Below are 24,784 nucleotides of genomic sequence, written 5' to 3'. Positions count from 1 at the left end.
CATGCAACGCGCCCTGAGCTTTGAACACAACCCGTCGCTGTCGCTGCCGCTGCGCTTCCTGCTGTGCGCCCCCCTGTTCGCGGCGCTGGCCGCCGCGGTCCTGCTGTGGCATGGCGAAGCGGCGTTTGCCAGCCGCTGGACGCCGGGCATGCTGGCTGCCACCCACCTGCTGACGCTGGGCTGCGTGAGCATGGCCATCATCGGTGCGCTGCTGCAGCTGTTGCCCGCAGTGGCGGGCATCGGCCTGCCGCAGTCCAGGGGCCGCACGGTGCACGCCGGACTATGCGCCGGCACGCTGCTGCTGGCAGCCGGCTTCCTGTCTGCGCAGCCGGTGCTGTTCGCGCTGGCCATGGCGCTGCTGCTGCCTTCCCTGCTGCTGATGCTGGCGCGCTGCGCGGCCGGCCTGTGGCAGCACCACGCGGCGGGCGCCAGCGCCATGATGGCGGCGATCCGCGTGGCACTGGCGGCGCTGGCCGTTACTGCCGTCCTCGGTGCACTGCTGGGCAGCCAGTTCGCCTGGCCCGGCAGTGCTGCCCTGCCCTTGCTGCCATTGACGGACCTGCACGCCATGTGGGGCATGCTGGGCTGGGCCGGGCTGACGGTGATCGGCGTGGCCTACCAGGTGGTGCCGATGTTCCAGGTAACCGAGACTTATCCGGACTGGCTTACGCGCGGTTTGACCACCTGGCTGTTCCTGCTGCTGGTGGCGGTGTCGATCGCCAGCCGCCTGGACGAGGCGCCGGCGCGCCACTTCACGCAAGCGGGCATGGCGCTGGGCGCGGCCGGCTACGGCGCGTTCGCGGCCGTCACCATCGCGCTGCTGCTGCGCCGCAAGCGGCCGCGCCCCGAGCCGGCCACGCTGTTCTGGTATACCTCCGTGGGCAGCCTGCTGGCGGCCTGCGTGCTGGTGCTGCTGCCATGGGACACGGCCGGCGCCGGCTTGCCGCTGGCGCTGGGCGCACTGCTGCTGGCGGGCTTCGCACTGTCCGTCATCAACGGCATGCTGTACCAGATCGTGCCTTTCCTGCTGTGGTACCACCTTCAAAGCACGCTGCCCGGCGGCTGCCGTTCGGTGCCAGGCGTGCGCAAGATCATTCCGGAAGCATGGGCGCAGCGCCAGTTCGGCCTGCACCTGGCGGCACTGGCGCTGCTGCTGGCGGCCTGCCGGCGGCCTGACCTGCTGGCGCGCCCTGCGGCCGGCATGATGCTGGCATCCTGCCTGGCGCTGATGTTCAACCTGGGATATGCGCTGCGCCTGTACTGGCGCCTGCGCGGGGCGATGCCAGAAGGCGCGCTGGCCGCGTGATGCAGCCAACGCCGGAACCTGACCGCGCGCCGCAGGACGGGCGCGCTTCCGTTTTCAGACCCGGCCCGAGATGCGGCGCCGCATGGCGGCCGTCATGGAGACCCCGCCCTCGTCGGCCACCAGCAGGGCTTGCGGCAAACCGAGTTGGCCGGCCATGGCCTGCCACCGTGCGGCGCCGGCGATGAACAGCGGCTTGCTGTTGCCGTCCGAACGCAGGCCCGCGTCCGCGCCGCCACCGGCCAGCACCGTCACCGAGGCGGCGCCCAGCGCCGGCATGCCGGTGCGCGGATCGATGATGTGCGCGCGGCGCTGTCCGTTCTCAAGCACATAGCGTTCATAATCGCCGCTGGTGCCGATGGCTTCGTTGTCGCGCAACCCGACGGTCGCCAGCGTGGCGGCCGCGCGCGGGTCGCGGATGCCGACCTGCCATGGCCTGCTCCCCGGCTGGCCGATCGCCAGCACATTGCCGCCGATGTTGATCAGCGCGGCCTGCACGCCTGCCGCGCGCAGGATGGCGGCGCCGCGGTCCAGCGCATAGCCCTTGGCATAGCCGCCCAGATCGATCCGCACCGCGGGATTGACGCTGGCGATGCGGGTGCCCGCAATGCGCAGGTCCGACAGGCGCGGATTGGCCGCGACCCAGTGGCGCAGCTCGGCGCGGTCCGGCGCGGCTTTGCCGGTCGCGCCGCCCTGGAAGCCCCACAGCCGCAGCAGGTGCCCGATGGCGGGGTTGAACAGGTGCTCCGAGCGTTCGGCCAGCCGCGCCGCCGACTGCAGCAGCATGGCCATTTCGGCGTCCGCATGGAACGGCAGGCCACGCGCAACGTGCTGGTTCAGCTCCGTCAGCATGCCGGGCTGCCAGGCGTGGAATTTGTGGTGCAGGCGGTCGAATTCGGCCAGCACGGCAGCGCCCAGCTCCTGGGCGCGCTGCGTGGAGCCGTCATGGATGGTGATGCCAACCGTGGTGCCGAACACGTGGCCCCAGGTGTGGTGGTTGCGCGGCTCGCTGCCGCAGGCGGCCAGCCCGGCCAGTCCGGCAGGCGCCGCCAGCGCCGCCGACAGGATGCGCAGCGCGGAGCGCCTGCCGCCTGCGGCGGAGGTGGCGGCAGGCGCTGCGCGCGGCGCAACCGCCCTGTCCGATAAAGTACTCATGGTAGTCCTTCCCGGCGGCGGCACCGGCGGCACGGTTACCGTCCCGCCGGTGCCGCGCCTGCTGATTTCTGCTAGTTACTCTTGGCTATCATGAAATCGACAGCGGCCTTGATTTCATCGTCCTTCAGCGCGGGATTGCCGCCGCGCGGAGGCATCATCTTCACGCCGTTCAGCGCGCTGGCGTACAAGGCTGGCTTGCCCTTGGCGACGCGCGGCTTCCAGCCGGCCTTGTCGCCGGTCTTGGGCGCGCCGAGCACGCCGGCGCCATGGCAGGCCAAACAGGTGGCGGTATAGATCTTCTCGCCGTTGACGGGAGCGGCGGCGGCGCTGCCGGCGCACAGGGCGAGCAGCAGGATGGCGGTTTTCGGGTATGTCATGGTGCTTCCTTCTTGGTGATAAAAATGGTCAATGGCCCATGCCCTGGTCGTGCGCCGCCCCGCCGCCCATGCGCAGCATGCCGGCATCGACCTGGTCAAAGCGCAGCACCTTGCCGCCTTCCACGGTGGCGAAAGCGCGCGCCGCATCGGCCGAGGCAAACGGTACGATGGTCGGCCCCATGGAACCGGGACGGCGGCTGCCCGCCACATACCATGCGTCACGCGCGGAGATCCAGTGGCCGGACGGCTGCTTCCATGATGTGCGGCCCATGTCCTGCACGTACAGGCCCGCCACGGGACGGCGCTGGTCAGGCGCCAGGACGGCGCCAAACAGCTCCATCACATCGCAGAAGTAGTCGGTCTGGCCGTCGGCATAGCGGATCTGGGCCTTGGATGCGGGATAGTCCTTCAGCACCATGCCGTCCAGCGCGCAGGCCGCGTCGACGCCGGGCTCCAGCGCGGCCAGCTTGCTGACCGGCTGGCCGCAAGCTGCCAGCAGCAGCGCGGCCGACAGCATGGCCCAGCCGGACCTGCCGGTACGGGCCGGCCCGGGGGTCGTGTTCATGTTGGTGTTCATTGTTTGAATCTCCAGTAAGCAATAAGAAAAGGCAGCGTCATCCAGGTCAGCATGACCGCCGGCAGCGCGGCGCCGGAGGTCATGCCGGGTGGCATCACGGCAGCCAGGCCGCCCGCATCGGTGCCGCCGGCTGCGTAAAGGCGGAACACGTCTGCCGGATTGAGCATCAACAAGGTGGCAAACACGCTGTTGGCCATGCCACCCTGGCTCAGGACCAGAGCGCCCATCAGCAGCAGGTCGTACACCAGCACGAAGAAAAACCACAGCGCCAGTGCTGCCCCGCTGGCCCGCACGCGGTCGCGGGCGAGCACCGACACCAGCAGGGCGACGCTCAGAAAAGCCAGGCCCATGGCGATGGCGGCGGCCACGAAGGCGGCATAGCGCCATCCTTCGGACACGGTCAGCTGGCTGGCCAGCGGCAGCAGGCCGGCGCCGAAGCCGAGCGCCGTGGCGCCGGTGAGCGCCGCGCCCAGGCCCAGGTATTTGCCCAGCAAGACCTCGAAGCGGCTGACCGGCATCGACAGCAGCAGGTCCAGCGCACCGCGTTCGCGTTCGCCCACCACGGCGTCGTAGCCGAGCAGCAGCGCGATCAGCGGCACCAGGTAGACCACCAGGCTGGCCAGGCTGGCCAGCGTGGCGTCCAGGCTGCGAAAGCCCACCGCGCCCTGCTGCGCCGCGCCGAAATAGGCGATGGCCAGCGCAAACAGTGCGAACAGCAGCGCCACCGCCAGCACCCAGCGGTTACGCAGCCGGTCGCGCCACTCCTTGGCCGCCAGCACGCCCACCAGGCGCCACGCAATACGCCGCTCAGTGTGTTCGGCCATGTGCGCCTCCGTAGCCCAGGAACAGCTGCTCCAGCGTGGGTTCATGGATCTCCAGTGCCGACGCCAGCGGCGCCAGCGCCGCCAGCAGCTGCATCTTGCGCTCGGGCGGACAGGCGATGGCGGCGCGCGCGGCGGCGCCGTCGCCGTCCTGCTGCAGCGTCATGCCCAGGCCGCGCAAGGTGTCGAGCGAGGCGGCGGGCAGACCCCGGTGCAGCGTCGCGTCGATGCGCAGCGGCAGCGGCTGGCTGGTGCGCAGTTCGCCCAGCGTGCCGAGCGCCGCCAGCCGTCCGCCCTGCAGGATCGCCAGGCGATCCACCCGCTGCTGGATCTCGGCCAGGATGTGGGACGTGATGACGATGGTGGCGCCGCCCTCGCGCAGCTGGTGCAGGATGGCGTAGAAGTCGGCGACGCCGGCCGGGTCCAGGCCGCTGGTCGGCTCGTCCAGGAACAACAGGCGCGGATCGCCCAGCAGCGCCTGCGCCAGTCCGAGGCGCTGGCGCATGCCCTTGGAATAGCCGTGCACGCGGCGGCCGGCTGCCGCTCCCAGCCCGACCTGCTCCAGCAGCGCGCCGCAGCGGCTGCGCGGCACTGTCTTCAGGTCCGCGAACAGGTACAGCACTTCCAGTCCGCTCAGGTTGTCGTAGGTGACGAAGTTCTCGGGCAGGTAGCCGATGCGGGTGCGCGCGTGGCGGAAGGCGCTGCTGCGGGTGTCCATGCCGAGCACGCGCAGCGTGCCGCCGCTGGGCTGGATCAGGCCCAGCATCATCTTGAACAGCGTGCTCTTGCCGGCGCCATTGTGGCCGATGAGGCCAAACAGTTCGCCGCGCCGCACGCTCAGCGACACGCCGTCCAGCGCCTGCACCGTTCCGTAGCGGCGGCGCACGTCCTGCAGTTGCACGGGGTCGGCATCGTTATCGGGGGAATAGCGCATTCCAGCGTCTCCAATCTGGGTGGTAGGGTTGCATGCGGGGCCGGCGGTCCACCACGCTGGGCGCGCGCAGCACGGGGAACTGGCGCGCCGCGTAGCGCAAGGTGCGCAGGGCCGGGCTGGTGGACAGCAGTTGCATCAGGGGGTATTGCCAGGACAGCCGGTCCACCAGGTCGTTCGCTTCGTAGGCAAAATCGCCCACGCCGTCGCCGTCCTGGTCCCAGCCGCTGTAATTGCTCCAGTAGTTGCCCGCGCTGCGGCCCCATTCGGTGTCGCGCGCGGCCACGAAGCGCACCTGCTCCTGGTTGCCAATGAAGTCGTTGCCATCCACCTGGTTGTTCGACGAGCCGGCCGACAGGTGCACGCCGGTGTGGTTGGCGACCACGAGGTTGCGGCGCACGACGTTGTATTCGGCGTCGTAGATGAACAGTCCGCGCCCGTTGCCGGCGACGACGTTGTCCTCGATGACGGAATCCTGGATGGTGCGCAGCATGATGCCGTGGTCGGCGTTGCGCCAGGCCTGGTTGCGGCGCACCACCAGGTTGCGCACCTCCATCAGCGCCAGGCCGCCGCGGTTGTCGTGCACCTGGTTGTCTTCCCAGGTGCTGTGGTCGGTGTTCATGTAGTGGGTGCCGTAGCGCACGTGATGGATCACGTTGCCCCGGAATAGCGCGTCGCGCGAGACGTCGACGTAGATGCCGTCGCGGGTGTGGCTGATGCGGTTGCCGATCACCTGCGCGCCGCGCGTGTTGTAGACCTGGATGCCGTTGCCGCGCGCGGCCGACTGCAGGTCGCGCCGGCCGGTGACGAGGTTGCGCAGCAGGCGCGCGTCGTCGGAGCGTTCCAGCCAGATGCCGAACAGGTTGTAGACCAGATCGCAGTCGGCGATGGTGACGCGGTGCGCGCCCGGCTGCACATAGATGCCGGCGTTCTGCGCAGTGAGGTCCTCGCCGCTGTCGCGCACGATGAAGCCGGTCAGCGTGACGCCGCTGGCGCTGATGCGGACCACGTCGCCGCTGCCTCCGGCGCTGATGACCGGCTTGTGCACGCCCTCCAGTGTCAGCGGCTTGTCGATCAGCAGATGGCCGGGATGCTGGCCGCCCAGCACGCGCACCGTGTCGCCCGGCGCGGCGTCCGCCACGGCGGCCGCCAGCGACATGCCCGGCTGCACGGCATGCACCGCCGCACTCGCCGGCACCGCCGCCAGCGCCAGCGCGAACACCCCCAGCGCCAGCCAGGATAACGCCCGCCTCATGGCTCGCTCCGTTTCGCAGGCATGCTGGCGCGCAGGCTGTCGAGCGCGATGAAGTGGCCGCCGGCGTCGATGCGGCTGAGCGCCTGCCCGGCCTTTTCGCGCCGCTTGCGCTCGCCCACCAGCGGCGGGCAGGCGTGGTCGTCGTAGTACATCACCATGCAATCCAGGCACAGCATGCATTCGGTCTGGTCGATGCGGCCTTGCGCGTCGATCGCGTGCGAGCCGCAGCCGGCCGCGCAGGCCTTGCACGAAGTACATTCCGCCTTGCGCTTCAAGCCGAACAGGCGCAAGCGCCCGGGTAGCGCCAGCCCCGCGCCCAGCGGGCACAGGTACTTGCAGTAGGGCCGCTCGCTGAACATGGCCAGGCCCAGGATGGCGCCCACGAACAGGCCGTACGGCCAGCTGCGCTGCCATACGCCGACCAGGAAGGTGGTCTTGAACGGCTCCACTTCGGCCAGCATCTCGGCGCTCTCCATCGACCACAGCGACACGCCCAGCAAGCCGAAGAACACGCCGTACTTGATCCATTTCAGGCGGTCGTGCAGGCGCTTGGGCAGCAGGCGCTGGTAGCGTTCCAACCCCACCAGCTTGCCCAGCTTCAGGGCCAGGTGCTGCAGCGAACCGAATGGACACAGCCAGCCGCAGAACAGCCCGCGCCCCCATACCAGCACCGTGACGGCGATGAAGATCCAGAACAGGAAAATGAAGGGGTCCGACAGGAACAGTTCCCACTTCCACTGGTACAGCAGCGCATGCACCCAGGTCAGCACCTGCGTAATGCTGGGCTGTGCCTTCAGGCAGAAGCCGAAGAAGCCGGCGCTGGCCAGCCACAGCACGGTGCGCGGGATGGTGATCAGCGGCTTGTGCCTGCGGGTGGAAGCACGCACCAGGCGGTCGCGCTGCGAATACAGCAAGGCGGTCAGCGCCAGCAGCGCGGCAAAGGCCGCCACTTGCGGCATGCGTGCCTGCCAGATGGCCTGCCAGGCGGGCTGCGGCCGCACCAGGCGCGGGTGGCCTCCCTCCAGGTAGCGCGCCGGCAGCCAGTATTCCTGTTCGAAGCGCGTGAAACCGGGCTTGCCGCCGGCGCTGGCGCCGTGCACCAGCAGGCTGAGCGACCACGGCCAGGCCGGGTTGAAGTCCGCCGACCGGATGATGAAAATGGCCGACTCGGTGTAAGAAGGCGCGCCGGCGGCCTGCACCTGGTACAGGTTCAGGTAGTCGGTGTCGCGCAAGGTATAGGTCTGGGTGTCCTGGCGCAGCTGGATGCGGTCGTAGATGCCGCCCCGCACGAAGCCCGAGCCTTTGAAGGAGCCGCTTCCCTGCGCCACGATGAAGATGGCGTGTTCGTTCGGCCCCAGCCCGGACATCAGCTTGCGGTAGCCCTCCTCGCCCAGCACGCTGTTGCCGACGCTGGCCGTGTTCAGATAGCCGAACTGCATATCGATATAGGGGCCGGCCGACGGCGTGCCCGCCGCGCGCGCGCTCACCTGCAGGCGCGCAATGCTGCCTTCTTTTGCCAGCGTGGCCCAGTCCTGCCGCAGGTCCAGCGCGGTGAAGCGGGCCGGCGGACGGGCCGCCGCCGTAAAGATGCCCACCTGGCGCCCGATTTCATAGGCGCTGCGTGCAATCACCTGGTTCTCGGCGATGGCGGTTACGGTGGCGCCGCTGATGGCGTCCAGCCCGGAGTCGCCGCCGATCTCGAAGCGGCCGTCGGCGCGCCGGCTTGGGTACTGGCCGATAAAGCGCTGCAGCGCCGATTCCGGGATGCCCGCCAGCAGGATCGGCTCCGAGTGTTTGAGCACCCGCACACCGGCGATCACGCCGCCGCGGTCCATGCCGATCAGCGTGACCACCGGCTTGCCTGAGTAGGCCGGAATGTCGACCACGTCGGTCGACAGGAAGACGTAGCCGGCCAGCTGCTCGCTGCCGTCGGCAGCGCGCGCATAGCCTTCCACGTATTGCGGCGACCCCTTGCGCTGCGTGAAGCGGACTGCCGTGGGCAGCACTGCCCGGCAGTCCGCGTGCGCGCACAAGTCCGGGCCGCTCAGCAGCGCGGCGGACAAGTCCGCGTCATAGCTGCCGGCGCGCGACGGCAGCGGCAGCAGCACCATCAGCACCGATGCGAGCAGGAGCAGAAAGGCCAGCATGGCCGCCAGCAAGCGCCGCAGCAGGAACATCGCTTACGCCTCTACCAGGAAGCGGCTGCGCATTTCCAGGTGCAGCGCGTGGCAGAAGTGGGTGCAATACAGCCAGAACGCGCCCGCATGGTCGGCCTTGAAGGTGACCGACTTGGTTTCCTGCGGATTGACGATGAAGTTCACGTTGTAGGTCGGCAGCGCGCAGCCGTGCGTCAGGTCTTCCACCTTGTCGTGGTTGGTCAGCGTCAGCGTCACCTCATCGCCCTTTTTCACCTTAATCACCGGCATGCTGTACGACGGCGCCTGCGACATCAGGCGCACATGCACCTTGTTGCCGCGCCGCTCGATGCCGGCTGTCTCCGGCGTCACCGCGTTGGGGAAGTCGCTCATGGTGTAGATCTGGCGCGTCTTCACCACGTCGCGCTTGACGATGATGCCGTCATGCGGCTCCGAGTAGGCCGTGTGGTCCGCCACCAGCTTCATGCCGGCGCCGCTGATGTCGATCAGCTGCTCGGTTTCCACGTGCAGCGGCCCGACCGGCAGGAAGCGGTCCTTGGAGAACTTGTTGCCCGAGTTGAGATACTTGCCGTCCGCCTGGCGTGTCTCGCCCATGGAGCTGTAGTTGTGGCCCGGCTGGTAGTGCACGTCGAGCTTCTCGATGATGACCTTGGCCGCCTTGTCGCCCTTGAACTGGGCAATGGCCTGGTCCACGTTCCACTTCACGCACTGGCTATCCAGGAACAGCGAAGTGTAGGCATTGCCCTTGCCGTCGAAGGCCGTGTGCAGCGGGCCCAGGCCGATTTCCGGCTCCGCCACCACCGCCTCGCGCGCGTCCTTGAGGGACCCGGCGAACCACTGGTCCACGCGCGCCAGTTCGATCACCGTGGCCGTGGGCGAGAGCTTGCCGGAGCAGACAAAATACTTGCCGTCCGGGCTGGCGTTCACGCCGTGCGGGTTCTTGCCGACCGGGACGTAGCAAGTGAGCGCCGTCTTGGCGTCGCCGTTGGCGGCCTTGCGGCCGTCCACCACCGGCACTTTGGAGGCGCCGATGGTAGTGAACTTGCCGGCCTTGATCTGCTGCTCGATGCGTTCGATATGGAAGAACACGCAGGCGTCGCGCTCGGCGGCCATCATGCCTGCCAGGTCGGACGCGTTCTCGGTGTTGTACTGGTTGGAGGCGGCGTATTTGCCGTCGTACGAGGTAGCCACCAGGTCCATATTGCCGTCCACGCGGCACTGCCACAGCACTTCCATGCTGGCCGCACTTACGCAGGTAAACAGCGCGCCCCACTTGGACGGGTCATCCAGGTCGTGGCCGTCGTTCGGCAGCGGCACGTGGAATTCGGCGCCGCAGAATACGCGCGTGGTGTAGTTGATGGCCTTGTCGACCGGGTCGCACTTGTCCGGAAACAGGCCGTGCATGCCCATGACGTTCGGCAGTTCGGTGATCTTGTCGCACTCCATGGTGTCCATGCGGATGCGCGCCACGCGCGAGTGCAGCTTGTCGTTGATGAACAGCCAGCGGCCGTCGTAGGTGCCGTCGCGGTAGCTGCCATGCACGTGGTGGGTGTCGCCGGTGGTGTACTTCAGCGTGCCGTCCGGGCGCGTGCCCATGATGGCTTTCGATTCGTTGGTGATGCCCCAGCCGACCATGCAGTCGATATTGAACACCGGGATGCGCTTGAGCGTGCGGCCCGAGGGCATGCCCAGCACACGGGCTTCGCCGGCGTGGCCGGAACTGATGAAGGCATAGTAGTCGTCCAGCTGCCCGGGCTTCACTTCGCTGCCGCCCGCATGGCCGGCAGTTGCGGCGCCGCCTGAGGGGGCCGCCGCGTTGCCGCCTTCGGCCTTGCAGCCTGCCAGCGCGACCGTCGCGCCGGCCAGGCCCAGCATGGCGCCCTTGCCGAGGAAGCCGCGCCGGCTCACCTGTACGCCATCGATATCGTTGTTGTTTTTGCTGCTGTCCATCTGCTGTTACTCCTTAGTGTGCTTGGTCTGCTTTGGTGTGGATAGGCAAGCGCCATTGTCCGCGCCAGTACCGGCGCGGCGATATGATCTGAATCAAGATTTCCTGTGAGACAGAAAAAGAAGAGTGACTAGGCAGGACGAGCTATGGCGCGGCCAACGCGGCGCGCGCACAATGACGGCCAGGTCTAACGCAGGAGGAAAAAATGGATGATTACTTGGCGCGCCGGTATGTCGGCCCGAAGTTGAACGTCACCGTGAGCCGCGAGGGCCACCGGGTGCACCGGCTGATCGACGACGAACCGTTGCGGTTCCGTCCCAATGACTGCCTGGTGCAGCGCGACCCGATGGTGGCAGCGCTGTTCGGCTTGCCGCTGGCCGCATTGCGGCGCGCAGCATGGCCGGGAAAGTAAGGCCGTAACAGCGCTGAAGTCAGGTCACGATGGCCAGGCGCGCAGCACCTGGTCCACCACTTCGTGCAGTTGCCGGCGCGTGGCGCCGTCCATGGCCTGCACCGCCATGCCGTGCGAAACGGTCATCACATAGCGCGCCAGCTGGAGCGCGCAGGTGTCGGGCGGCAGGTCGCCTTCGCGCCGGGCGCGTTCGAAACGCTGGCGCAGCCTGTCCTCCTTTTGCGCGCGGCGCTCCGCCAGCGACTGCCGCAGCGGCAGCGCCTCTTCCCCACAGGCCAACGCGCCGTTGATCACCAGGCAGCCGTGCGGCTTGCCGTCTTCGGTTTGCGCGTCCGCCGCGGCGCGCAGCAGATGCCCCACCACCGCGCGCGCGGTCGGCTCCATCAGCGCGGCCACGGCTTCCGGTTCGTGGCCCGCACTGTAGCGCTCCACCGCCATGCGGAACAGATTCTCCTTGTTGCCGAAGATGGCATACAGGCTGGGCCGGTTCATGCCCATGGCGTCGGTCAAGTCTTGCAGCGAACTGCCCTCGAATCCCTTTTCCCAGAATACGTTCATGGCCTGCTCCAGCGCCGCGTCCTCGTCAAAGGTACGCGGGCGGCCGGTTTTGCGGGCGGTGGCGGAACTATCTTTCATACCGATCAGTTAAAAATTGATTGACAAAGGCGTCGCTGGCGTAGATTATGAACCGATCAGTAAAAAACTCAAGTGTTTTTACTGCACAGGCCATAAGGATACCCATGCAAAACAAATCAAACGCCCTGCGCGCGCCCGACGGCGACGCCCCCATTTCCTCCCCCGCCAGCCCGCCGCCCGGCTCCGCGTGGCTGGCCGTGCTGTCCGTCGCGGTAGGCTCGTTCGCGCTGGTCACTACGGAATTCCTGCCGGTGGGCCTGCTGCCCGCCATTGCCGCCGAGCTGGCCGTGACCGAAGGCATCGCCGGCATGATGGTGACCATCCCCGGCGTGGTGGCGGCGTTCGCCGCCATCCTGGTCACCGTCGGCGTGGGCAAGAGCGACCGGCGCCACGTGATCCTGGGCCTGACCGCGCTGCTGGCCGTCTCCAACCTGATCGTGGCCCTGTCGCACTCGCTGCCGGTGGTGCTGCTGGGCCGGGCGCTGCTGGGCATTGGCGTGGGCGGCTTCTGGGCCATAGGCGGCGCGCTGGGCGGCCGGCTGGTACCGGCGGCGTCCGCCACGCGCGCCACCGCCATCATCTTCGCCGGCATCTCGCTGGGCACCGTGGCCGGCGTGCCGGCCGGCGCCCTGATCGGCGAGGCGCTGGGCTGGCGCATGGCGTTCGCGGCGGCCGGCGCGGTTTCCGTGCTGGTGTTCCTGATGCAGCTGTTCCTGCTGCCGCGCCTGCCGACCGACAAGGCCACCACCTTTGCCCACCTGCCGGCCCTGCTGCGCGTGAAAAAAGGCCGCCTGGGCATGCTCGCCACGCTGCTGGTGTTCATCGGCCAGTTTGCCGCCTACACCTACGTGACGCCGTTCCTGACCCAGATCAGCGGGCTGAGCGCGAAAGCCACCAGCGCCCTGCTGCTGACCTATGGCGCGGCAGGCTTCATCGGCAACCTCATCGGCGGCTGGGCCGTGGCGCGCAGCGTGCGCAATTCGCTGATCGCCACCGGCCTGGTGATGGGCGTGTCGGCGGCGCTGCTGCCGCTGCTGGGCACCACCCTGTGGGGCGCCACCGCCCTCATCATCACCTGGGGCCTGGCATTCGGCATGATGCCGATCTCGGTGCAAACCTGGATGTTCCGCGCCGCGCCGGACGCCATGGAAAGCGGCGGCGCCGTGTTCGTCGCCACGGCCCAGGTGTCGCTGGCTTGCGGCGCGCTGGTGGGCGGCATGGCGGTCGACCACCTGGGCGTGGCCAGCGCCATGGTGGTGGGCGGCGCCTTCGCCATCGGCATGGCCGCCGCCATCGCCGCCTGGGGCGGGCGCGACGAGGGAACGGCGGTCAAGCTGCACGCGGTGCATTAGATTCTCTTGCGGCCAGCTGAAGTTAACGGCTCATCCCCTGTGCCGGATGGCATCGACCACGATGCGCAGCGCTCTTGATTCGTGGCGGCGGCTGGGGTAGTACGCGTGCAGGCCGGGAAAGCTGCCGCACCAGTCCGGCATGACGCTGATGAGCCGGCCTTCGCGCACATGCTCAGCCACCAGATCTTCCGTCACGAATGCCAGTCCATTGCCGCTCAGTGCAGCCTGCACCATGGGCAAAGCGCTGGTGAAAACTGTCTGCCCGCTCACCCTGGCCTCGATACGGCGGCCGCCGTGTTGCAGTTCCCACGCGTAGATGCCGCCACTGCTTGCCAGCCGCAAGGTGATGCAGTTGTGCTTCATGAGGTCTTGCAGGGTGGCTGGCCGGGAGTGCCACGAGAAGTAGCCAGGCGAGCCGACGATTATCGTCGGGATGTCGGGCGTGAGCCGGACTGCGATCATGTCCTCTTCCACCTGGTCGCCGTAGCGCACGCCGATGTCATACCGGTCTGCCGCAATGTCGATCAGCTTGTAGTCCGAGTGCATCTCGACGTTCAGGTCGGGATAATCCGGCAGCACCGGCGCCAGCCTGGGCCATAGCAGCGTGTCGATAATGTGGTCGATGGCGGTGATGCGCACCGTGCCTGCCGGCTTGCCGTTCAAGTCGCTGACGGCAGCGATTTCGGCGTGCACCTCGTCAAGCCGGGGCGCCACGTTCCGCAGCAGGCGCTCGCCCGCGTCAGTCGGCGAAACACTGCGCGTGGTCCGGTTCAGCAGCCGCACGCCCAGCCGGGCCTCCAGATCGCGAACGATGTGGCTGAGCGTGGACTGAGACATGCCAAGCTTGATCGCGGCCCGCGTAAAACTGCGTTCGCGGGCGACCTCGAAAAAGATCAGGATATCAATAATGTTGTCTCTGGCCATACATCGCCCCCAAGTTATCTGCGATTTTAAGCATGAATATACCGAACATTCATGGCTGCAGCCCATATACTTTTTCCGCTTTCCCGCGTGTCGGCGCCCTGGCCGCGCCCTAGGATGGCGTTGAACGGATGAGCGTTCGCCTCATTCCCTATGCACACTGGAAAAAAATATGCCCATTACCCAACAGGGCGCGCTTGGGCGCAGCCAGGCGGATGCACAAGCGGCAGCATGGGGCGGCGTCTTCGCCATGACGCTCTGCGTTTTCACGCTGATCGCCTCGGAGTTCATGCCGGTCAGCCTGTTGACCCCGATGGCCAGGGATCTCCTGGTCAGCGAAGGCCAGGCAGGACAAGGGATCGCCATCTCCGGGACGTTCGCGGTGCTCACCAGCCTGTCGATTTCGGCAGTGGCCGGCAGCATGGACCGCAGAATCCTCCTGCTGGGGCTGACTGCGCTGATGGCCATTTCCGGGGCCGTCGTTGCGATGGCGCCGAACTACCTGCTCTATATGGCCGGCCGCGCCCTGATCGGCGTGGTTGTCGGCGGCTTCTGGTCGCTGTCGGCAGCCACCGCGATGCGTCTGGTGCCATCTCACCAGGTGCCGCGCGCCTTGGCCATCTTCAATGGCGGCAACGCGCTGGCAACCGTGGTTGCTGCGCCGCTGGGCAGTTACCTGGGGGCGGTGATCGGATGGCGAGGGGCATTCTTCTGCCTGGTGCCAGTGGCCTTGCTTGCCTTTGCCTGGCAGTGGTGCAGCCTGCCCGCCATGCAGCCCCGAGCTGGCGTGGCGGGCTCCCACAACGCCTTCAGACTGCTCAGGAATCCGGCGGTGGCATGGGGCATGCTGGCCGTGGCCGCGTTCTTCATGGGGCAGTTCACCTTGTTCACCTATTTGCGCCCGTTCCTGGAAACCGTCACGCGCGTGGAGATCTCCACGCTTTCGCTTGTCCTGCTGGGAATTGGCGTTGGTGGCTTCGTGGGCAGCACCGTCATCGGCAGCTTCCTGAAGTGGAACTTTTACTGGACGCTGGTGGCGATTCCCATCCTGATGGCATTGATCGCCGTGGCGCTCACCATCTTTGGCGGCCGGGTCGCCATCGTGGCCGCACTGCTGGGCATCTGGGGCGCGGTTGCGACCGCTGCGCCGGTGGGCTGGTGGTCCTGGCTGGCGAAAACCCTGCCCCGGGATGCGGAAGCCGGAGGCGGGCTGATGGTGGCCGTTGTGCAGCTTGCCATCGCGTCCGGCTCCACCATCGGCGGCTTGTTATTCGACAAGGCCGGATACCGAAGCACGCTGATCGCGAGCGCAGTCATGCTGCTGATGGCCGCCTTCCTCACCTTCCTGGCCTCGCGCGCACAGCCGGCCCAGGGCGCCAATGCAGCGGGCGCCACCAGCCCTGCAGTGGAGACATCGCAGGTCTGCATGGTGGTCGGCGAACGCCGCTTCGGCGTCACTTTGGCCGAGAACGCGACCGCGCGCGCATTGGCAGGGATGCTGCCGCTGACACTGCAGATGGCCGAGCTCAACGGAAACGAGAAGCACGCGGATCTGCCGGCGGCATTGCCAGCGGATGCCAGCAAACCGGGAACGATACGCAATGGCGACCTCATGTTGTACGGTGCCAAGACTGTCGTCGTCTTCTATCAATCGTTTCCCTCCCCCTACGCATACGCCAGCATCGGGCATGTGGCAGATCCTGCCGGCTTGGCGCAAGCGCTGGGGCGGCATGGCGTACGGGTGGTATTTCAGCGAGGCCGATAACCGCGCCGCCCCTAGGGCAACGGCATTTTTTTGCAAATTGGGCATCTTCACCATATAATATTGCGAACAATTCTCATTTGCATTCTCATCTAGAGGCCGATACCCCATGAATCCCCCCGCTCCCCGCCGCCTGGTCCTGGCAGTCTCCCTTGCGCTGTGCGCCATGCACAGCCAGGCCGAAGACCAGCCGCAACCTGATACCGCTACCGCCGCCGACGAGGTCCTGCCCCAGGTAGTGGTGCAAGGCGCCAGCCTGACCGGCGCCACCGAGGGATCGAATTCCTACACCAAGGGCGCCATGGGCACGGCCACCGGCCTGAACCTGTCGGTGCGCGACACGCCGCAGTCGGTCTCCATCGTCACCCGCCAGCGCATCGAAGACCAGGCCATGATCACCGTGGCCGACGCACTGGGCGGCACCATCGGCATCTCGGTCAAGCCGGTGGACCGGGGCCGCAACCAGCTGTCGGCACGCGGCTTCGATATCACAAATTTCCAGTTCGACGGCATCCCCATGGCCACCGGCAATATCGGCATCGAAACCGGCAACACCGCCATGTATGACCGCATCGAAGTGGTGCGCGGCGCGACCGGCCTGCTGGGCGGCGCGGGCGATCCGTCGGCGGCCGTGAACCTGGTGCGCAAGCATGCGGACAGCAAGGTGTTCACCGGTTCCGTCAGCGCCCAGCTCGGTTCCTGGAAACAGCGCACCGGCACGGTGGACCTGAGCACCCCGCTGAACCAGGACGGTTCGGTGCGCGGCCGCTTTGTCGCCAGCATCGGCAAACAGGACGCTTTCATCGACCTGGAGCACACCGACAACAAGGTGTTCTACGGCGTCGTGGACGCGGACCTGGGCAAGAGCACCCGCCTGAGCGTGGGCCTGAGCGACCAGCGCGACGAGCGCAACGGCGTACTGTGGGCCGGCCTGCCCTACTGGTACACGGACGGTTCGCGCACCGACTGGGACACCGCGAAAACCACCGCCACCCGCTGGAACCAGTGGGACACGCACGAGCAAACCGCCTTCATCAACCTGCAGCACACCTTGGCCAACCGCTGGACGCTGCGCGCCGACATCAGCCACCACCGCCAGAACGAGGACTCCAAGCTGCTGTGGGTGTGGGGCGACCCGGACCGCGCCACCGGCCTCGGCCTGCAAGGCCTGCCCTACCACTACATTTCCGATCCCAAGCAGACCCAGGTGAGCGCCAGCGCCAGCGGCCCGTTCCAGCTGTTCGGCCGCAACCACGAGCTCAACGTGGGCCTGACGCACAGCCGCCTGACGGAAGGCTGGAGCAACCGCGACCTGGTGGGCGACATGGCGCCGCTGCCGGACTTCAACCACTGGGACGGGTCCTATCCGGAGCCGGCCATGGGCCCGCGCTACCAGGGCTCGCGCGGCACCACCGAGCAGTCCGGCCTGTACGGCGCCGCGCGCCTGCAGTTCACCGACGCGCTCAAGGCTATCGTCGGCGGCCGCGTAAGCAACTGGCAGCGCGACGAGGAAGCGGCCGCGTGGACCGCGTCGGCCTACCAGATCGACCACAAGCGCGTGTTCACCCCATACGCCGGTCTGGTGTACGACCTGGCCCCGCAGACCTCCGCCTACGCCAGCTACACCGACCAGTTCAAGCCGCAAACCAACCGCGACCGCAACGGCGCCTATCTCGACCCGCTGGAAGGCAAGAGCTACGAAGCCGGCCTGAAGGGCGAGTTCTTGGACGGCAAACTGAACGCCTCGGCGGCCGTGTTCCGCACCGAGCAGAGCAACTTCGCGGTGGCCGACGTCGGCTTCTTCGTGCCGGGCACCACCAATCCCGCCTTCCGCACCGCGCAGGGCGTGACGGTGAAAGGCTATGAAATGGAAGTGAACGGTGACCTGGCCCGCAACTGGAACGTGAGCCTGGGCTGGACCCACTTCTCCGCCAAGGACGCCGACGGCGTGGACGTGGCGGTGGACCACGCGCGCAAGCAGCTGAAACTGTTTACCAAGTACACCCTGCAGGGCGACTTGAGCGGCCTGAGCTTCGGCGGCGGCGTCAACTGGGAAGGCGACCGTCCTGCCAGCGCAACCAATCCGGCCACCGGCGCGACCGAGAAGGTGGGCCAGGGGGCGTACGCGCTGGTCGACGTGATGGCGCGCTATGCGTTCGACAACAAGCTGTCGCTGCAGCTGAACGTCTCCAACCTGACGGACAAGAAATATCGTTCGGGCAGCTACTGGTGGGGCGCGCCCTACACCTATGGCCAGCCGCGCAAAGTGCTGCTGACGATGGACTACCGCTTCTAATCCAAAGGAACCGCCATGAAACATTCCGCCAGCCACATCGTCTCGCGCGTGGCCGCCAGCTTGCTGGGAGCGTACGCATTCGTCTGGGGCAGCGTGGTGCTGGGCATCACGCTGCTGCTGGCCGCCGGCCTGCCCTACGGGGAAGCCCGCACGGTGGCCTACCTGCTCGCGTTCCTGGTTTTCCTGGCGTGCTTCTGCTGGACCTACGCCGCAGCCAGCCTGGTGCGCGTATGGACCGTGCTGCTGGGCGGCGGCGCCGCCATGAGCGGCGCCGCCTGGCTGCTGGCGCGGGCCTGAACCGGCCCGATTCAAGTTTTCCTACCGGAGTACACTATGTTTCACTCTTTCCGCCTGTCGATGGCCTGGCTGCACACCTGGTTCGGCCTGGTGCTCGGCTTCGTGCTGATGGCCGTCTTCTTCTTCGGCACGCTGTCCGTGTTCGACCGCGAAATCGACCGCTGGGCCATCCCGCAGACCCGTTTCGAGCCGCAGCCGATGCCGTCCTACGACAAGCTGCTGGCCCCGATCTTCAAGCAGATCACGCCCGAGGACGAGGAAATCGAAGCGGCGCGCGGCCGTATCGGCGCCGCGCCGGCGGTGGGCCCGGCGCGCAGCTGGAGCGCGTACACCACGCACCGCGACCCGGTGCTGCAGCTTTTCGCCGAATTCGGCGTGAGCAACAACCCGGCCGACCCGGACGAGCACGTGCACGGCCACGTCACCATCGACCCGCGCAACGGCAACGTGCTGCCGCACGACCAGCTGAAAATCGGCAGCGGCTTCTTCTACCCGCTGCACTACAGCCTGCACATCGAATGGAAAGGCCTGGGCTACTGGATCGTCGGCCTGGCGGCGCTGGCCATGCTGGCCGCGCTGGTGAGCGGCGTGGTGATGCACCGCAAGATCTTCCGTGAACTGTTCACCTTCCGCCCGAAGAAGCAAGCCCAGCGCAGCGTGCTGGACCTGCACAACCTGACCGGCGTGGTGGCCCTGCCCTTCCACTTCATCTTCGCCCTGACCGGGCTGGTGATCTTCGCCGGCATCTACCTGCCGGTGGACGAGACCATGCTGAAACCGCAGGCGATGCAGCACGCCATGGCCGAGGCCAAGGCCAAAGGGCTGCCGTTCACGCCGGCCGGCGTGGCCGCGCCGCTGGCGTCGGTGGACGCGATGGTGGTGGAGGCGAAGCGCCGCTGGGCCGAGCGCGGCATGCCCGGCACGGTGGGTTTCCTGGTGGTGAACCACATCGGCGACGCCAACAGCTACGTCAGCATCTACCGCGCCGGCAGCGACCGCGTGGCGCTGGTCGGCCAGGCCGTGCACTTCAACGCGTCCGGCGGCGTCATCAGCGAAGATCCGGTGCCCACGGTGGCATCCGGCATCAACGAATTCCTCACCGGCCTGCATTTGCAGCACTTCGAGCACTGGCTGCTGCGCTGGTTCTACGTGCTGGGCGGCCTGGCGGGCAGCGCCTGCATCGCCACCGGCTTCATTTTCTATGTGGAAAAGCGCAAGCGGCAGCACGCCAAGCAAGGCGCCGCCGGCGCGCGCTGGGTGGACGCGCTGGCCACGGCCGCCGTCACCGGCATGCTCATTGCCGCGCTGTCCATGCTGGTGGCCAACCGCCTGCTGCCGGCCGACCTGCCGCACCGCGGCGACTGGGAAAAGAACGTGTTCTGGGGCGCCTGGCTGCTGACCCTGCTGCACGCAGCCTGGCGCAGCTCGCCGGTGCTGCAGGCCCGCATCGCACCGGCCTGGCGCGAGCAATGCTGGATGATCGCGGTGCTGGCGGTGTCCGCCGCGGTGCTGAACGCCGTCACCACCGGCGACCACCTGCTCAAGACCATTGGCAAAGGCTACTGGCCGGTTGCCGGCATGGATTTGGCGATGCTGGCCAGCGCCGCCATCGCCGTCGTGGCCGCGCGCAAGCTGCGCCGCCGCGAGCGGCCGGACAGCCTACCCGCCGCCGCCCCGAACGCCACCGCCGGCAACGGCACCGACCCGCGAGGCTCCCATGCATGATGCGTTGATACTGATCGCCGCCCTGGCTGCCACCGTGGCCGGCGCCGGCTGGCTGGCGCTGTCGATGGACAGCCACTGGGAGCAGGTGCGCGGCGCGCAGCCCGCTACGCCCGGCACGGTGCGCCTGCTGCGGGTGCTGGGCGCGCTGGCCTGGCTCGCCGCGCTGCTGCTGTGCCTGCGCGTGGACCACGCGTCGATGGCGGCGCTGGTGTGGGTGATGGCGCTGGCCGGTTCGGCGCTGGTCGTCGCCTTCACGCTGACCTGGCGTCCGCGCTGGCTCGCGCCGCTAGTGGTGTGGGCGCGCACCAAGGCGGGCTGATTCCTGGCGGAAGCCCAGCTCTTCAGTACTCGGAAATGGGTTGACGTTGCGCGCTATCGGCATCGAATTCGACTATCCGTCCGGCAAATGTGGCCTGCAGTCCGTCAAGCCACGCCTCATACATCCCGGCCTTCGAAAGCTCTTTGCGCCTGCGCACCTTGGCGATTCCGGCGCGGATTTCGCCGATGACCTGCACCGGCAAAAACAGCTCCGCATCGTCCGCGTCCCGGAAAAACCGGGCCACGCCGGGATGGCAGCGGCCGCCCTTGCGGTACTCGGAAATGACATTGGTATCGATCAGATAGGCCATGCCGGCGCCTATCGCACGTCGAACAGGTCATCGTCCTCGAAGTATGGCATGGATGCCAGCACGTCCTTCAGCAACCGCTTGGGGGGCTGCTCTTGCAGGGCGGAGCGCAGGATGTCGCGGTGTTCGGCTTCCGCGCTGCGGCCGCTGCCGACGGCGCGGCGGCGCAGCGCCTCCACCAGCTCAGGATCCAGGTTGCGAACCAATAATTGAGCCATAACACCCTCCACGAACGCTATCAGTGATAGCAATAGTATAAAACTTTGGCAAGAATCCGCGCCCGGGCGAGGGGTTTCCGCCCATTATTAGTGTCAAGGGTCTAAAATACGCACTTGGGCGAACAAGGGGTCAGCGCCGACACCGTAGCGCCCAGGGCAAGAAAGACTATTCCTGTGCCTGAAAACTTATCAAGTGAATACTAGGCACCGACCGCATACGAGGGAAACCATGGCAACACCAACATCAAAAATTATCTACACTCTGACTGACGAAGCGCCGCTGCTGGCGACCTATTCCCTGCTGCCCATTATCAAAAAATTCACTGCGCCCGCCGGCGTCGATGTCGTCTCCAGCGATATCTCGGTGGCTGCACGCGTGCTGGCGGAATTCCCCGAATTCCTGACCGACGAACAAAAAGTTCCGAATACCCTGGCCGAACTGGGCGCCCTGACCCAGAAACCGGAAACCAACATCATCAAGCTGCCGAACATCAGCGCCTCCGTGGCCCAGCTGCAGACCTGCGTGCGCGAACTGCAAGCGCGCGGCTACAAGCTGCCGGACTACCCGGAAGACGCGAAAACCGACGAAGAAAAAGCACTGAAAGCCCGCTTCGGCAAGTGCATCGGCAGCTCGGTCAACCCGGTACTGCGCGAAGGCAACTCCGACCGCCGCGCACCGAAGGCCGTCAAGGAGTTCGCGCGCAAGAACCCGCATTCGATGGGCGAGTGGAGCCAGGCTTCCCGTACCCACGTGTCGCACATGCACCATGGCGACTTCTACCACGGCGAAAAGTCCATGACCCTGGACGCCGCCCGTGACGTGAAAATGGAGCTGATCACCGCTTCCGGCAAAACCATCGTGCTGAAACCGAAGGTCTCGCTGCAGGCCGGCGAAATCATCGACAGCATGTTCATGAGCAAAAAAGCGCTGCTGGAGTTCTACGAGCGCGAACTGGAAGACGCGCGCAAGACCGGCGTGATGTTCTCGCTGCACGTGAAAGCGACCATGATGAAGGTGTCCCACCCCATCGTGTTCGGCCACTGCGTGCGCATCTTCTACAAGGAAGCGTTCGCCAAGCACGCCAAGCTGTTCGACGAGATCGGCGTGAACGTAAACAACGGCATGGGCAACCTGTACGAGAAGATCGAAAAGCTGCCGGCGTCGCAGAAGGAAGAAATCCTGAAGGACCTGCACGCCTGCCACGCCAACCGTCCGGAACTGGCCATGGTCGACTCGGCCAAGGGCATCACCAACTTCCATTCGCCGAATGACATCATCGTCGACGCGTCGATGCCTGCCATGATCCGCATCGGCGGCAAAATGTGGGGCGCCGACGGCCGTCCGAAGGACGTCAAGGCGGTCATGCCGGAATCGACCTTCGCCCGCATCTACCAGGAGATGATCGGCTTTTGCAAGTGGCATGGCAACTTCGATCCGAAGACCATGGGCACCGTGCCTAACGTGGGCCTGATGGCGCAGCAAGCCGAAGAATACGGCTCGCACGACAAGACCTTCGAAGTACCGGAAGGCGGCATCGCCAACATCACCGACCTGGCCACCGGCGAAGTGCTGCTGACCCAGACCGTCGAAGAAGGCGACATCTGGCGCATGTGCCAGGTGAAAGACGCGCCGATCCGCGACTGGGTCAAGCTGGCCGTCACCCGCGCGCGCAACTCGGGCATGCCTGCCGTGTTCTGGCTGGACACCTACCGTCCGCACGAGAACGAAGTGATCAAGAAGGTGCAGACCTACCTGAAGGACCACGACACCAAGGGCCTGGACATCCAGATCATGTCGCAGACCCGCGCCATGCGCTACACGCTGGAACGCGCCTTCCGCGGCCTGGACACCATCTCGGTAACCGGCAACATCCTGCGCGACTACCTGACCGACCTGTTCCCGATCCTGGAACTGGGCACCTCGGCCAAGATGCTGTCCATCGTGCCACTGATGGCCGGCGGCGGCATGTACGAAACCGGCGCCGGCGGTTCGGCGCCGAAGCACGTGAAACAGCTGGTGGAAGAGAACCACCTGCGCTGGGACTCGCTGGGCGAGTTCCTGGCGCTGGCCGTGTCGCTGGAAGACATGGGCATCAAGACCGGCAACGTGAAAGCCAAGCTGCTGGCCAAGACCCTGGACGAGGCCACCGGCAAGCTGCTGGACAATAACAAGTCCCCGTCTAGCCGCACCGGCGAGCTGGACAACCGTGGCAGCCACTTCTACCTGTCGCTGTACTGGGCGCAGGCGCTGGCAGCGCAGAACGAAGACGCGGAACTGAAAGCGCACTTCGCACCGCTGGCCAAGGCCCTCGGCGAGAACGAGGCGAAGATCGTTGCAGAGCTGGCCGAAGTACAAGGCAAGGCCATGGACATCGGCGGCTACTACTTCCCCGACCCGGTCAAGACGGCCGCAGTGATGCGTCCTAGCGCCACCTTCAACACCGCGCTGGAAACCATCTAATAGCGCTGGTGCTGTAAGCTGGCGTAATGAAGCAGCCCCCGGCGCGCAAGCCCGGGGGCTTCTTTTTTCTATGCGCTACCTGAATTTACCCTCATGCAGCGGATTTACGCTGCGTTCGGTTTGACCGCCACCGCCCCGGTAACGTGCAATCCTGTCCAGGAAACCAAACTCCTGGCGCTGGGTTGATGGCCCATCGCCATCGGTGCAGCAGTTGCGCCGGCAGCACGCCCTGCTACACTGGAGCAGCCGTGCGTCGGAATCCAGGCCGGCGGCAGCTGCGCCCCGGCCACCCGATCACGGCGCGCACTCCAGCTCGCTGAAGCGCCTTTCCCAACAGGAGAAAGCCATGCCTGCCAAGATAATTGACGGCTTTGAGGTTGAGTTTACTGGCGAATTGCTGGAGGGCACCGAGCATTGGGGAGCGTACGTTTCCATCTTCGCCCCTTCCGCCAACCCGATGCATATGACGCACATCTATCCGAAGCGGCGCGTGTCGGCGGACCTCACGCTACCGGACCAGCAATCGGCCGAGGCGGAGGCCGAGCGCGCCGCGGCCATCATTTTGAAAGAACTGCGGTCGTAGCGCAGCGATGCGCCTGTACGCCTGCGATTACTCCACGTATTCAGGCGCAGCGATGCGCTTACCGAGCATGAAAGCGTCCGCCACGATGCGCAGCGGTGCGAAATCGGCGTCCGTCTGGCCGTTGGCGATCAGCGCATGGAAGTGCGCGTACAGGCCGGGATATTCCCGCTCCGGCTCCTGCATCACGGCCGCGCCGTCGATCTCCAGCGTGGTACCGCCCATGTGCAGCGCCAGCTTGCCGCCGTCCTCCGCTTCCGCGTAGATGCTCCAGGTTTGCAGGTTCTCCTGCAGGAAGTCAAAGTCTGCCCGCACCGGCACGCCGCCCTGCTCGGTCACCATCTCCAGCTGCACCTCGATCGGCGAATCGCAATTGACCGGAATGTGCAGGTCGGCTTTCTTGACGATCACCTGGTCGCCGACGACGGCGGTCAGGATGGACAAGGCATTGATGCCCGGGTCGAACACACCCATGCCGCCCGGCGCAAAGATCCAGGCCTGGCCCGGATGCCACTGGCGCACGTTCTCTTTCCAGACGATCTGCATGTTCTTCAGCTTGCGCTGCGCAATCCATTCGCGGGTCGCGTTCACCGCCGGCGCAAAGCGCGAATGCCAGCTCGCCAGCAGCGTGACACGCTTCTGGGCCGCGAAATCGCGCAGCGCTTCCGCTTCGCCCAGTGTGGTGGCGGGCGGCTTTTCCAGGAACACGTGGCGGCCGGTGGCCAGCGCCTCCTTGGCGATGCGGTGGCGCACCTGCGGCGGCGTGCAGATGGCCAGCGCCTCGATCTCGGGGTGGGCCGCCAGCATGGCCGCCATGTCGTTATAGGCCGAAATACCCTCGGGACGGGCGTGCGGGGAGCAACCCGCTACCAGTTCGAAGCCGGGATTGTTGCGGATGGCCGGAATATGCTGGTCGACGGCGATTTTACCGAGGCCGACCAGGCCGATTTTGATTGGAGAGGTAGTTGCCATGGC

23 protein-coding genes and 1 pseudogene are annotated in these 24,784 nt (G+C 66.6%); 11 read left to right on the top strand and 13 right to left on the bottom strand.

All coding sequences use genetic code 11. The features are described from left to right. Window position 1: 1 nt before the first annotated feature. The gene (locus ASD15_RS05875) at window positions 2-1,306 is read left to right on the top strand and encodes a hypothetical protein (RefSeq protein ID WP_057153873.1); all 1,305 of its coding nucleotides are present in this window, start codon (window positions 2-4) and stop codon (window positions 1,304-1,306) included. Window positions 1,307-1,360: 54 nt separating this feature from the next. Here ASD15_RS05875 and ASD15_RS05870 read toward each other — a convergent pair whose 3' ends face one another. The 8 genes from ASD15_RS05870 to nosZ form a co-directional block, all read right to left on the bottom strand. Continuing rightward, window positions 1,361-2,458, bottom strand: a complete 1,098-nt coding sequence (locus tag ASD15_RS05870; RefSeq protein WP_082551598.1) for an FAD:protein FMN transferase — start codon at window positions 2,456-2,458, stop codon at window positions 1,361-1,363. 71 nt (window positions 2,459-2,529) lie between these two features. Next, window positions 2,530-2,835 carry a cytochrome c5 family protein gene (locus ASD15_RS05865; protein ID WP_057153872.1) on the bottom strand — a complete coding sequence of 102 codons (306 nt, stop codon included), beginning with the start codon at window positions 2,833-2,835 and terminating at the stop codon, window positions 2,530-2,532. A 28-nt stretch (window positions 2,836-2,863) separates the two neighbouring features. After that, complete coding sequence (locus tag ASD15_RS05860) at window positions 2,864-3,400, bottom strand: nitrous oxide reductase accessory protein NosL (protein ID WP_057153963.1); 537 nt, start codon at window positions 3,398-3,400, stop codon at window positions 2,864-2,866. Between the two features lie 8 nt (window positions 3,401-3,408). Further along, window positions 3,409-4,236 (bottom strand): ABC transporter permease, encoded by an 828-nt coding sequence (locus ASD15_RS05855; RefSeq protein ID WP_057153871.1) that lies wholly within the window; start codon window positions 4,234-4,236, stop codon window positions 3,409-3,411. After that, a complete protein-coding gene (locus ASD15_RS05850) occupies window positions 4,220-5,167 on the bottom strand; it encodes an ABC transporter ATP-binding protein (protein WP_057153870.1) in 948 nt (315 codons plus the stop codon). The genes ASD15_RS05855 and ASD15_RS05850 overlap by 17 nt, the downstream gene beginning before the upstream one ends. Continuing rightward, window positions 5,148-6,419, bottom strand: a complete 1,272-nt coding sequence (locus tag ASD15_RS05845) for a nitrous oxide reductase family maturation protein NosD (RefSeq protein ID WP_057153869.1) — start codon at window positions 6,417-6,419, stop codon at window positions 5,148-5,150. The genes ASD15_RS05850 and ASD15_RS05845 overlap by 20 nt, the downstream gene beginning before the upstream one ends. After that, window positions 6,416-8,566 (bottom strand): 4Fe-4S binding protein, encoded by a 2,151-nt coding sequence (locus tag ASD15_RS05840; protein WP_057153962.1) that lies wholly within the window; start codon window positions 8,564-8,566, stop codon window positions 6,416-6,418. Before ASD15_RS05840 ends, ASD15_RS05845 begins: the two co-directional genes overlap by 4 nt. Before the next feature lie 33 nt (window positions 8,567-8,599). Then, the gene (gene nosZ, locus ASD15_RS05835) at window positions 8,600-10,525 is read right to left on the bottom strand and encodes a TAT-dependent nitrous-oxide reductase (protein WP_057153868.1); all 1,926 of its coding nucleotides are present in this window, start codon (window positions 10,523-10,525) and stop codon (window positions 8,600-8,602) included. 203 nt (window positions 10,526-10,728) lie between these two features. On the opposite strand from nosZ, the gene ASD15_RS05830 reads away from it, so the two are divergent. Beyond that, complete coding sequence (locus tag ASD15_RS05830; protein ID WP_057153867.1) at window positions 10,729-10,935, top strand: hypothetical protein; 207 nt, start codon at window positions 10,729-10,731, stop codon at window positions 10,933-10,935. A 24-nt stretch (window positions 10,936-10,959) separates the two neighbouring features. Here the strand turns inward: ASD15_RS05830 and ASD15_RS05825 are convergent, their stop codons facing one another. After that, a complete protein-coding gene (locus ASD15_RS05825; protein ID WP_057153866.1) occupies window positions 10,960-11,571 on the bottom strand; it encodes a TetR/AcrR family transcriptional regulator in 612 nt (203 codons plus the stop codon). 104 nt (window positions 11,572-11,675) lie between these two features. Here ASD15_RS05825 and ASD15_RS05820 point away from each other — a divergent pair, with 104 nt between their 5' ends. Then, window positions 11,676-12,923 carry an MFS transporter gene (locus ASD15_RS05820; RefSeq protein WP_057153865.1) on the top strand — a complete coding sequence of 416 codons (1,248 nt, stop codon included), beginning with the start codon at window positions 11,676-11,678 and terminating at the stop codon, window positions 12,921-12,923. 30 nt (window positions 12,924-12,953) lie between these two features. Here the strand turns inward: ASD15_RS05820 and ASD15_RS05815 are convergent, their stop codons facing one another. After that, entirely contained in the window at window positions 12,954-13,847 is an 894-nt protein-coding gene (locus ASD15_RS05815; RefSeq protein ID WP_057153864.1) for a LysR family transcriptional regulator, read from the bottom strand. Between the two features lie 247 nt (window positions 13,848-14,094). Here ASD15_RS05815 and ASD15_RS05810 point away from each other — a divergent pair. From ASD15_RS05810 to ASD15_RS05790, 6 genes and pseudogenes are all read left to right on the top strand, one after another. Further along, window positions 14,095-15,222, top strand: a pseudogene (locus tag ASD15_RS05810) (MFS transporter); the annotation flags it as partial. Between the two features lie 48 nt (window positions 15,223-15,270). Next, window positions 15,271-15,609, top strand: coding sequence for a cyclophilin-like fold protein (locus ASD15_RS33760; RefSeq protein WP_229418083.1), 339 nt, complete (start codon window positions 15,271-15,273; stop codon window positions 15,607-15,609). Between the two features lie 106 nt (window positions 15,610-15,715). After that, window positions 15,716-17,902, top strand: coding sequence for a TonB-dependent siderophore receptor (locus ASD15_RS05805; RefSeq protein WP_082551596.1), 2,187 nt, complete (start codon window positions 15,716-15,718; stop codon window positions 17,900-17,902). A gap of 15 nt (window positions 17,903-17,917) precedes the next feature. Further along, on the top strand, window positions 17,918-18,199 hold the full coding sequence (locus ASD15_RS05800; protein WP_057153862.1) for a hypothetical protein: 282 nt from the start codon (window positions 17,918-17,920) through the stop codon (window positions 18,197-18,199). Between the two features lie 36 nt (window positions 18,200-18,235). After that, on the top strand, window positions 18,236-19,924 hold the full coding sequence (locus ASD15_RS05795; protein WP_057153861.1) for a PepSY domain-containing protein: 1,689 nt from the start codon (window positions 18,236-18,238) through the stop codon (window positions 19,922-19,924). Then, window positions 19,917-20,243 (top strand): DUF3325 domain-containing protein, encoded by a 327-nt coding sequence (locus tag ASD15_RS05790; protein ID WP_057153860.1) that lies wholly within the window; start codon window positions 19,917-19,919, stop codon window positions 20,241-20,243. The genes ASD15_RS05795 and ASD15_RS05790 overlap by 8 nt, the downstream gene beginning before the upstream one ends. 22 nt (window positions 20,244-20,265) lie before the next feature. On the opposite strand, the gene ASD15_RS05785 is transcribed toward ASD15_RS05790, so the two are convergent. Beyond that, window positions 20,266-20,553 (bottom strand): PIN domain-containing protein, encoded by a 288-nt coding sequence (locus ASD15_RS05785; protein WP_057153859.1) that lies wholly within the window; start codon window positions 20,551-20,553, stop codon window positions 20,266-20,268. A gap of 8 nt (window positions 20,554-20,561) precedes the next feature. After that, the gene (locus tag ASD15_RS05780; RefSeq protein WP_057153858.1) at window positions 20,562-20,768 is read right to left on the bottom strand and encodes a hypothetical protein; all 207 of its coding nucleotides are present in this window, start codon (window positions 20,766-20,768) and stop codon (window positions 20,562-20,564) included. Between the two features lie 229 nt (window positions 20,769-20,997). On the opposite strand from ASD15_RS05780, the gene ASD15_RS05775 reads away from it, so the two are divergent. Together ASD15_RS05775 and ASD15_RS05770 are read left to right on the top strand one after the other, a co-directional pair. After that, a complete protein-coding gene (locus ASD15_RS05775; RefSeq protein ID WP_057153857.1) occupies window positions 20,998-23,229 on the top strand; it encodes an NADP-dependent isocitrate dehydrogenase in 2,232 nt (743 codons plus the stop codon). 346 nt (window positions 23,230-23,575) lie between these two features. Beyond that, window positions 23,576-23,812: a hypothetical protein gene (locus ASD15_RS05770; protein ID WP_057153856.1), complete on the top strand. Its 237-nt coding sequence runs from the start codon at window positions 23,576-23,578 to the stop codon at window positions 23,810-23,812. 27 nt (window positions 23,813-23,839) lie between these two features. On the opposite strand, the gene ASD15_RS05765 is transcribed toward ASD15_RS05770, so the two are convergent. Continuing rightward, window positions 23,840-24,781, bottom strand: coding sequence for a Gfo/Idh/MocA family protein (locus tag ASD15_RS05765; RefSeq protein WP_057153855.1), 942 nt, complete (start codon window positions 24,779-24,781; stop codon window positions 23,840-23,842). Window positions 24,782-24,784: the final 3 nt, after the last annotated feature.

The sequence above is a fragment of the Massilia sp. Root351 genome, assembly GCF_001425045.1.
GTDB lineage: Bacteria > Pseudomonadota > Gammaproteobacteria > Burkholderiales > Burkholderiaceae_D > Rugamonas.
Note: the sequence above shows the minus strand (reverse complement) of the source record. Positions and strands in the feature narration are given on the sequence as shown.

Excerpts from the sequence above, each read along its gene's own strand:
- ASD15_RS05830 (WP_057153867.1), top strand. The coding sequence starts at position 10,729 with ATGGATGATTACTTGGCGCGCCGGTATGTCGGCCCGAAGTTGAACGTC.
- ASD15_RS05780 (WP_057153858.1), bottom strand. The coding sequence starts at position 20,768 with ATGGCTCAATTATTGGTTCGCAACCTGGATCCTGAGCTGGTGGAGGCG.
- ASD15_RS05785 (WP_057153859.1), bottom strand. The coding sequence starts at position 20,553 with ATGGCCTATCTGATCGATACCAATGTCATTTCCGAGTACCGCAAGGGC.
- ASD15_RS05805 (WP_082551596.1), top strand. The coding sequence starts at position 15,716 with ATGAATCCCCCCGCTCCCCGCCGCCTGGTCCTGGCAGTCTCCCTTGCG.
- ASD15_RS05825 (WP_057153866.1), bottom strand. The coding sequence starts at position 11,571 with ATGAAAGATAGTTCCGCCACCGCCCGCAAAACCGGCCGCCCGCGTACC.
- ASD15_RS05855 (WP_057153871.1), bottom strand. The coding sequence starts at position 4,236 with ATGGCCGAACACACTGAGCGGCGTATTGCGTGGCGCCTGGTGGGCGTG.
- ASD15_RS05765 (WP_057153855.1), bottom strand. The coding sequence starts at position 24,781 with ATGGCAACTACCTCTCCAATCAAAATCGGCCTGGTCGGCCTCGGTAAA.
- ASD15_RS05770 (WP_057153856.1), top strand. The coding sequence starts at position 23,576 with ATGCCTGCCAAGATAATTGACGGCTTTGAGGTTGAGTTTACTGGCGAA.
- ASD15_RS05820 (WP_057153865.1), top strand. The coding sequence starts at position 11,676 with ATGCAAAACAAATCAAACGCCCTGCGCGCGCCCGACGGCGACGCCCCC.
- ASD15_RS05840 (WP_057153962.1), bottom strand. The coding sequence starts at position 8,566 with ATGCTGGCCTTTCTGCTCCTGCTCGCATCGGTGCTGATGGTGCTGCTG.
- ASD15_RS05870 (WP_082551598.1), bottom strand. The coding sequence starts at position 2,458 with ATGAGTACTTTATCGGACAGGGCGGTTGCGCCGCGCGCAGCGCCTGCC.
- ASD15_RS05795 (WP_057153861.1), top strand. The coding sequence starts at position 18,236 with ATGTTTCACTCTTTCCGCCTGTCGATGGCCTGGCTGCACACCTGGTTC.
- nosZ (WP_057153868.1), bottom strand. The coding sequence starts at position 10,525 with ATGGACAGCAGCAAAAACAACAACGATATCGATGGCGTACAGGTGAGC.
- ASD15_RS05790 (WP_057153860.1), top strand. The coding sequence starts at position 19,917 with ATGCATGATGCGTTGATACTGATCGCCGCCCTGGCTGCCACCGTGGCC.
- ASD15_RS05865 (WP_057153872.1), bottom strand. The coding sequence starts at position 2,835 with ATGACATACCCGAAAACCGCCATCCTGCTGCTCGCCCTGTGCGCCGGC.
- ASD15_RS05815 (WP_057153864.1), bottom strand. The coding sequence starts at position 13,847 with ATGGCCAGAGACAACATTATTGATATCCTGATCTTTTTCGAGGTCGCC.
- ASD15_RS05850 (WP_057153870.1), bottom strand. The coding sequence starts at position 5,167 with ATGCGCTATTCCCCCGATAACGATGCCGACCCCGTGCAACTGCAGGAC.
- ASD15_RS05775 (WP_057153857.1), top strand. The coding sequence starts at position 20,998 with ATGGCAACACCAACATCAAAAATTATCTACACTCTGACTGACGAAGCG.
- ASD15_RS05845 (WP_057153869.1), bottom strand. The coding sequence starts at position 6,419 with ATGAGGCGGGCGTTATCCTGGCTGGCGCTGGGGGTGTTCGCGCTGGCG.
- ASD15_RS33760 (WP_229418083.1), top strand. The coding sequence starts at position 15,271 with ATGGTGGTCGGCGAACGCCGCTTCGGCGTCACTTTGGCCGAGAACGCG.
- ASD15_RS05875 (WP_057153873.1), top strand. The coding sequence starts at position 2 with ATGCAACGCGCCCTGAGCTTTGAACACAACCCGTCGCTGTCGCTGCCG.
- ASD15_RS05800 (WP_057153862.1), top strand. The coding sequence starts at position 17,918 with ATGAAACATTCCGCCAGCCACATCGTCTCGCGCGTGGCCGCCAGCTTG.
- ASD15_RS05860 (WP_057153963.1), bottom strand. The coding sequence starts at position 3,400 with ATGAACACGACCCCCGGGCCGGCCCGTACCGGCAGGTCCGGCTGGGCC.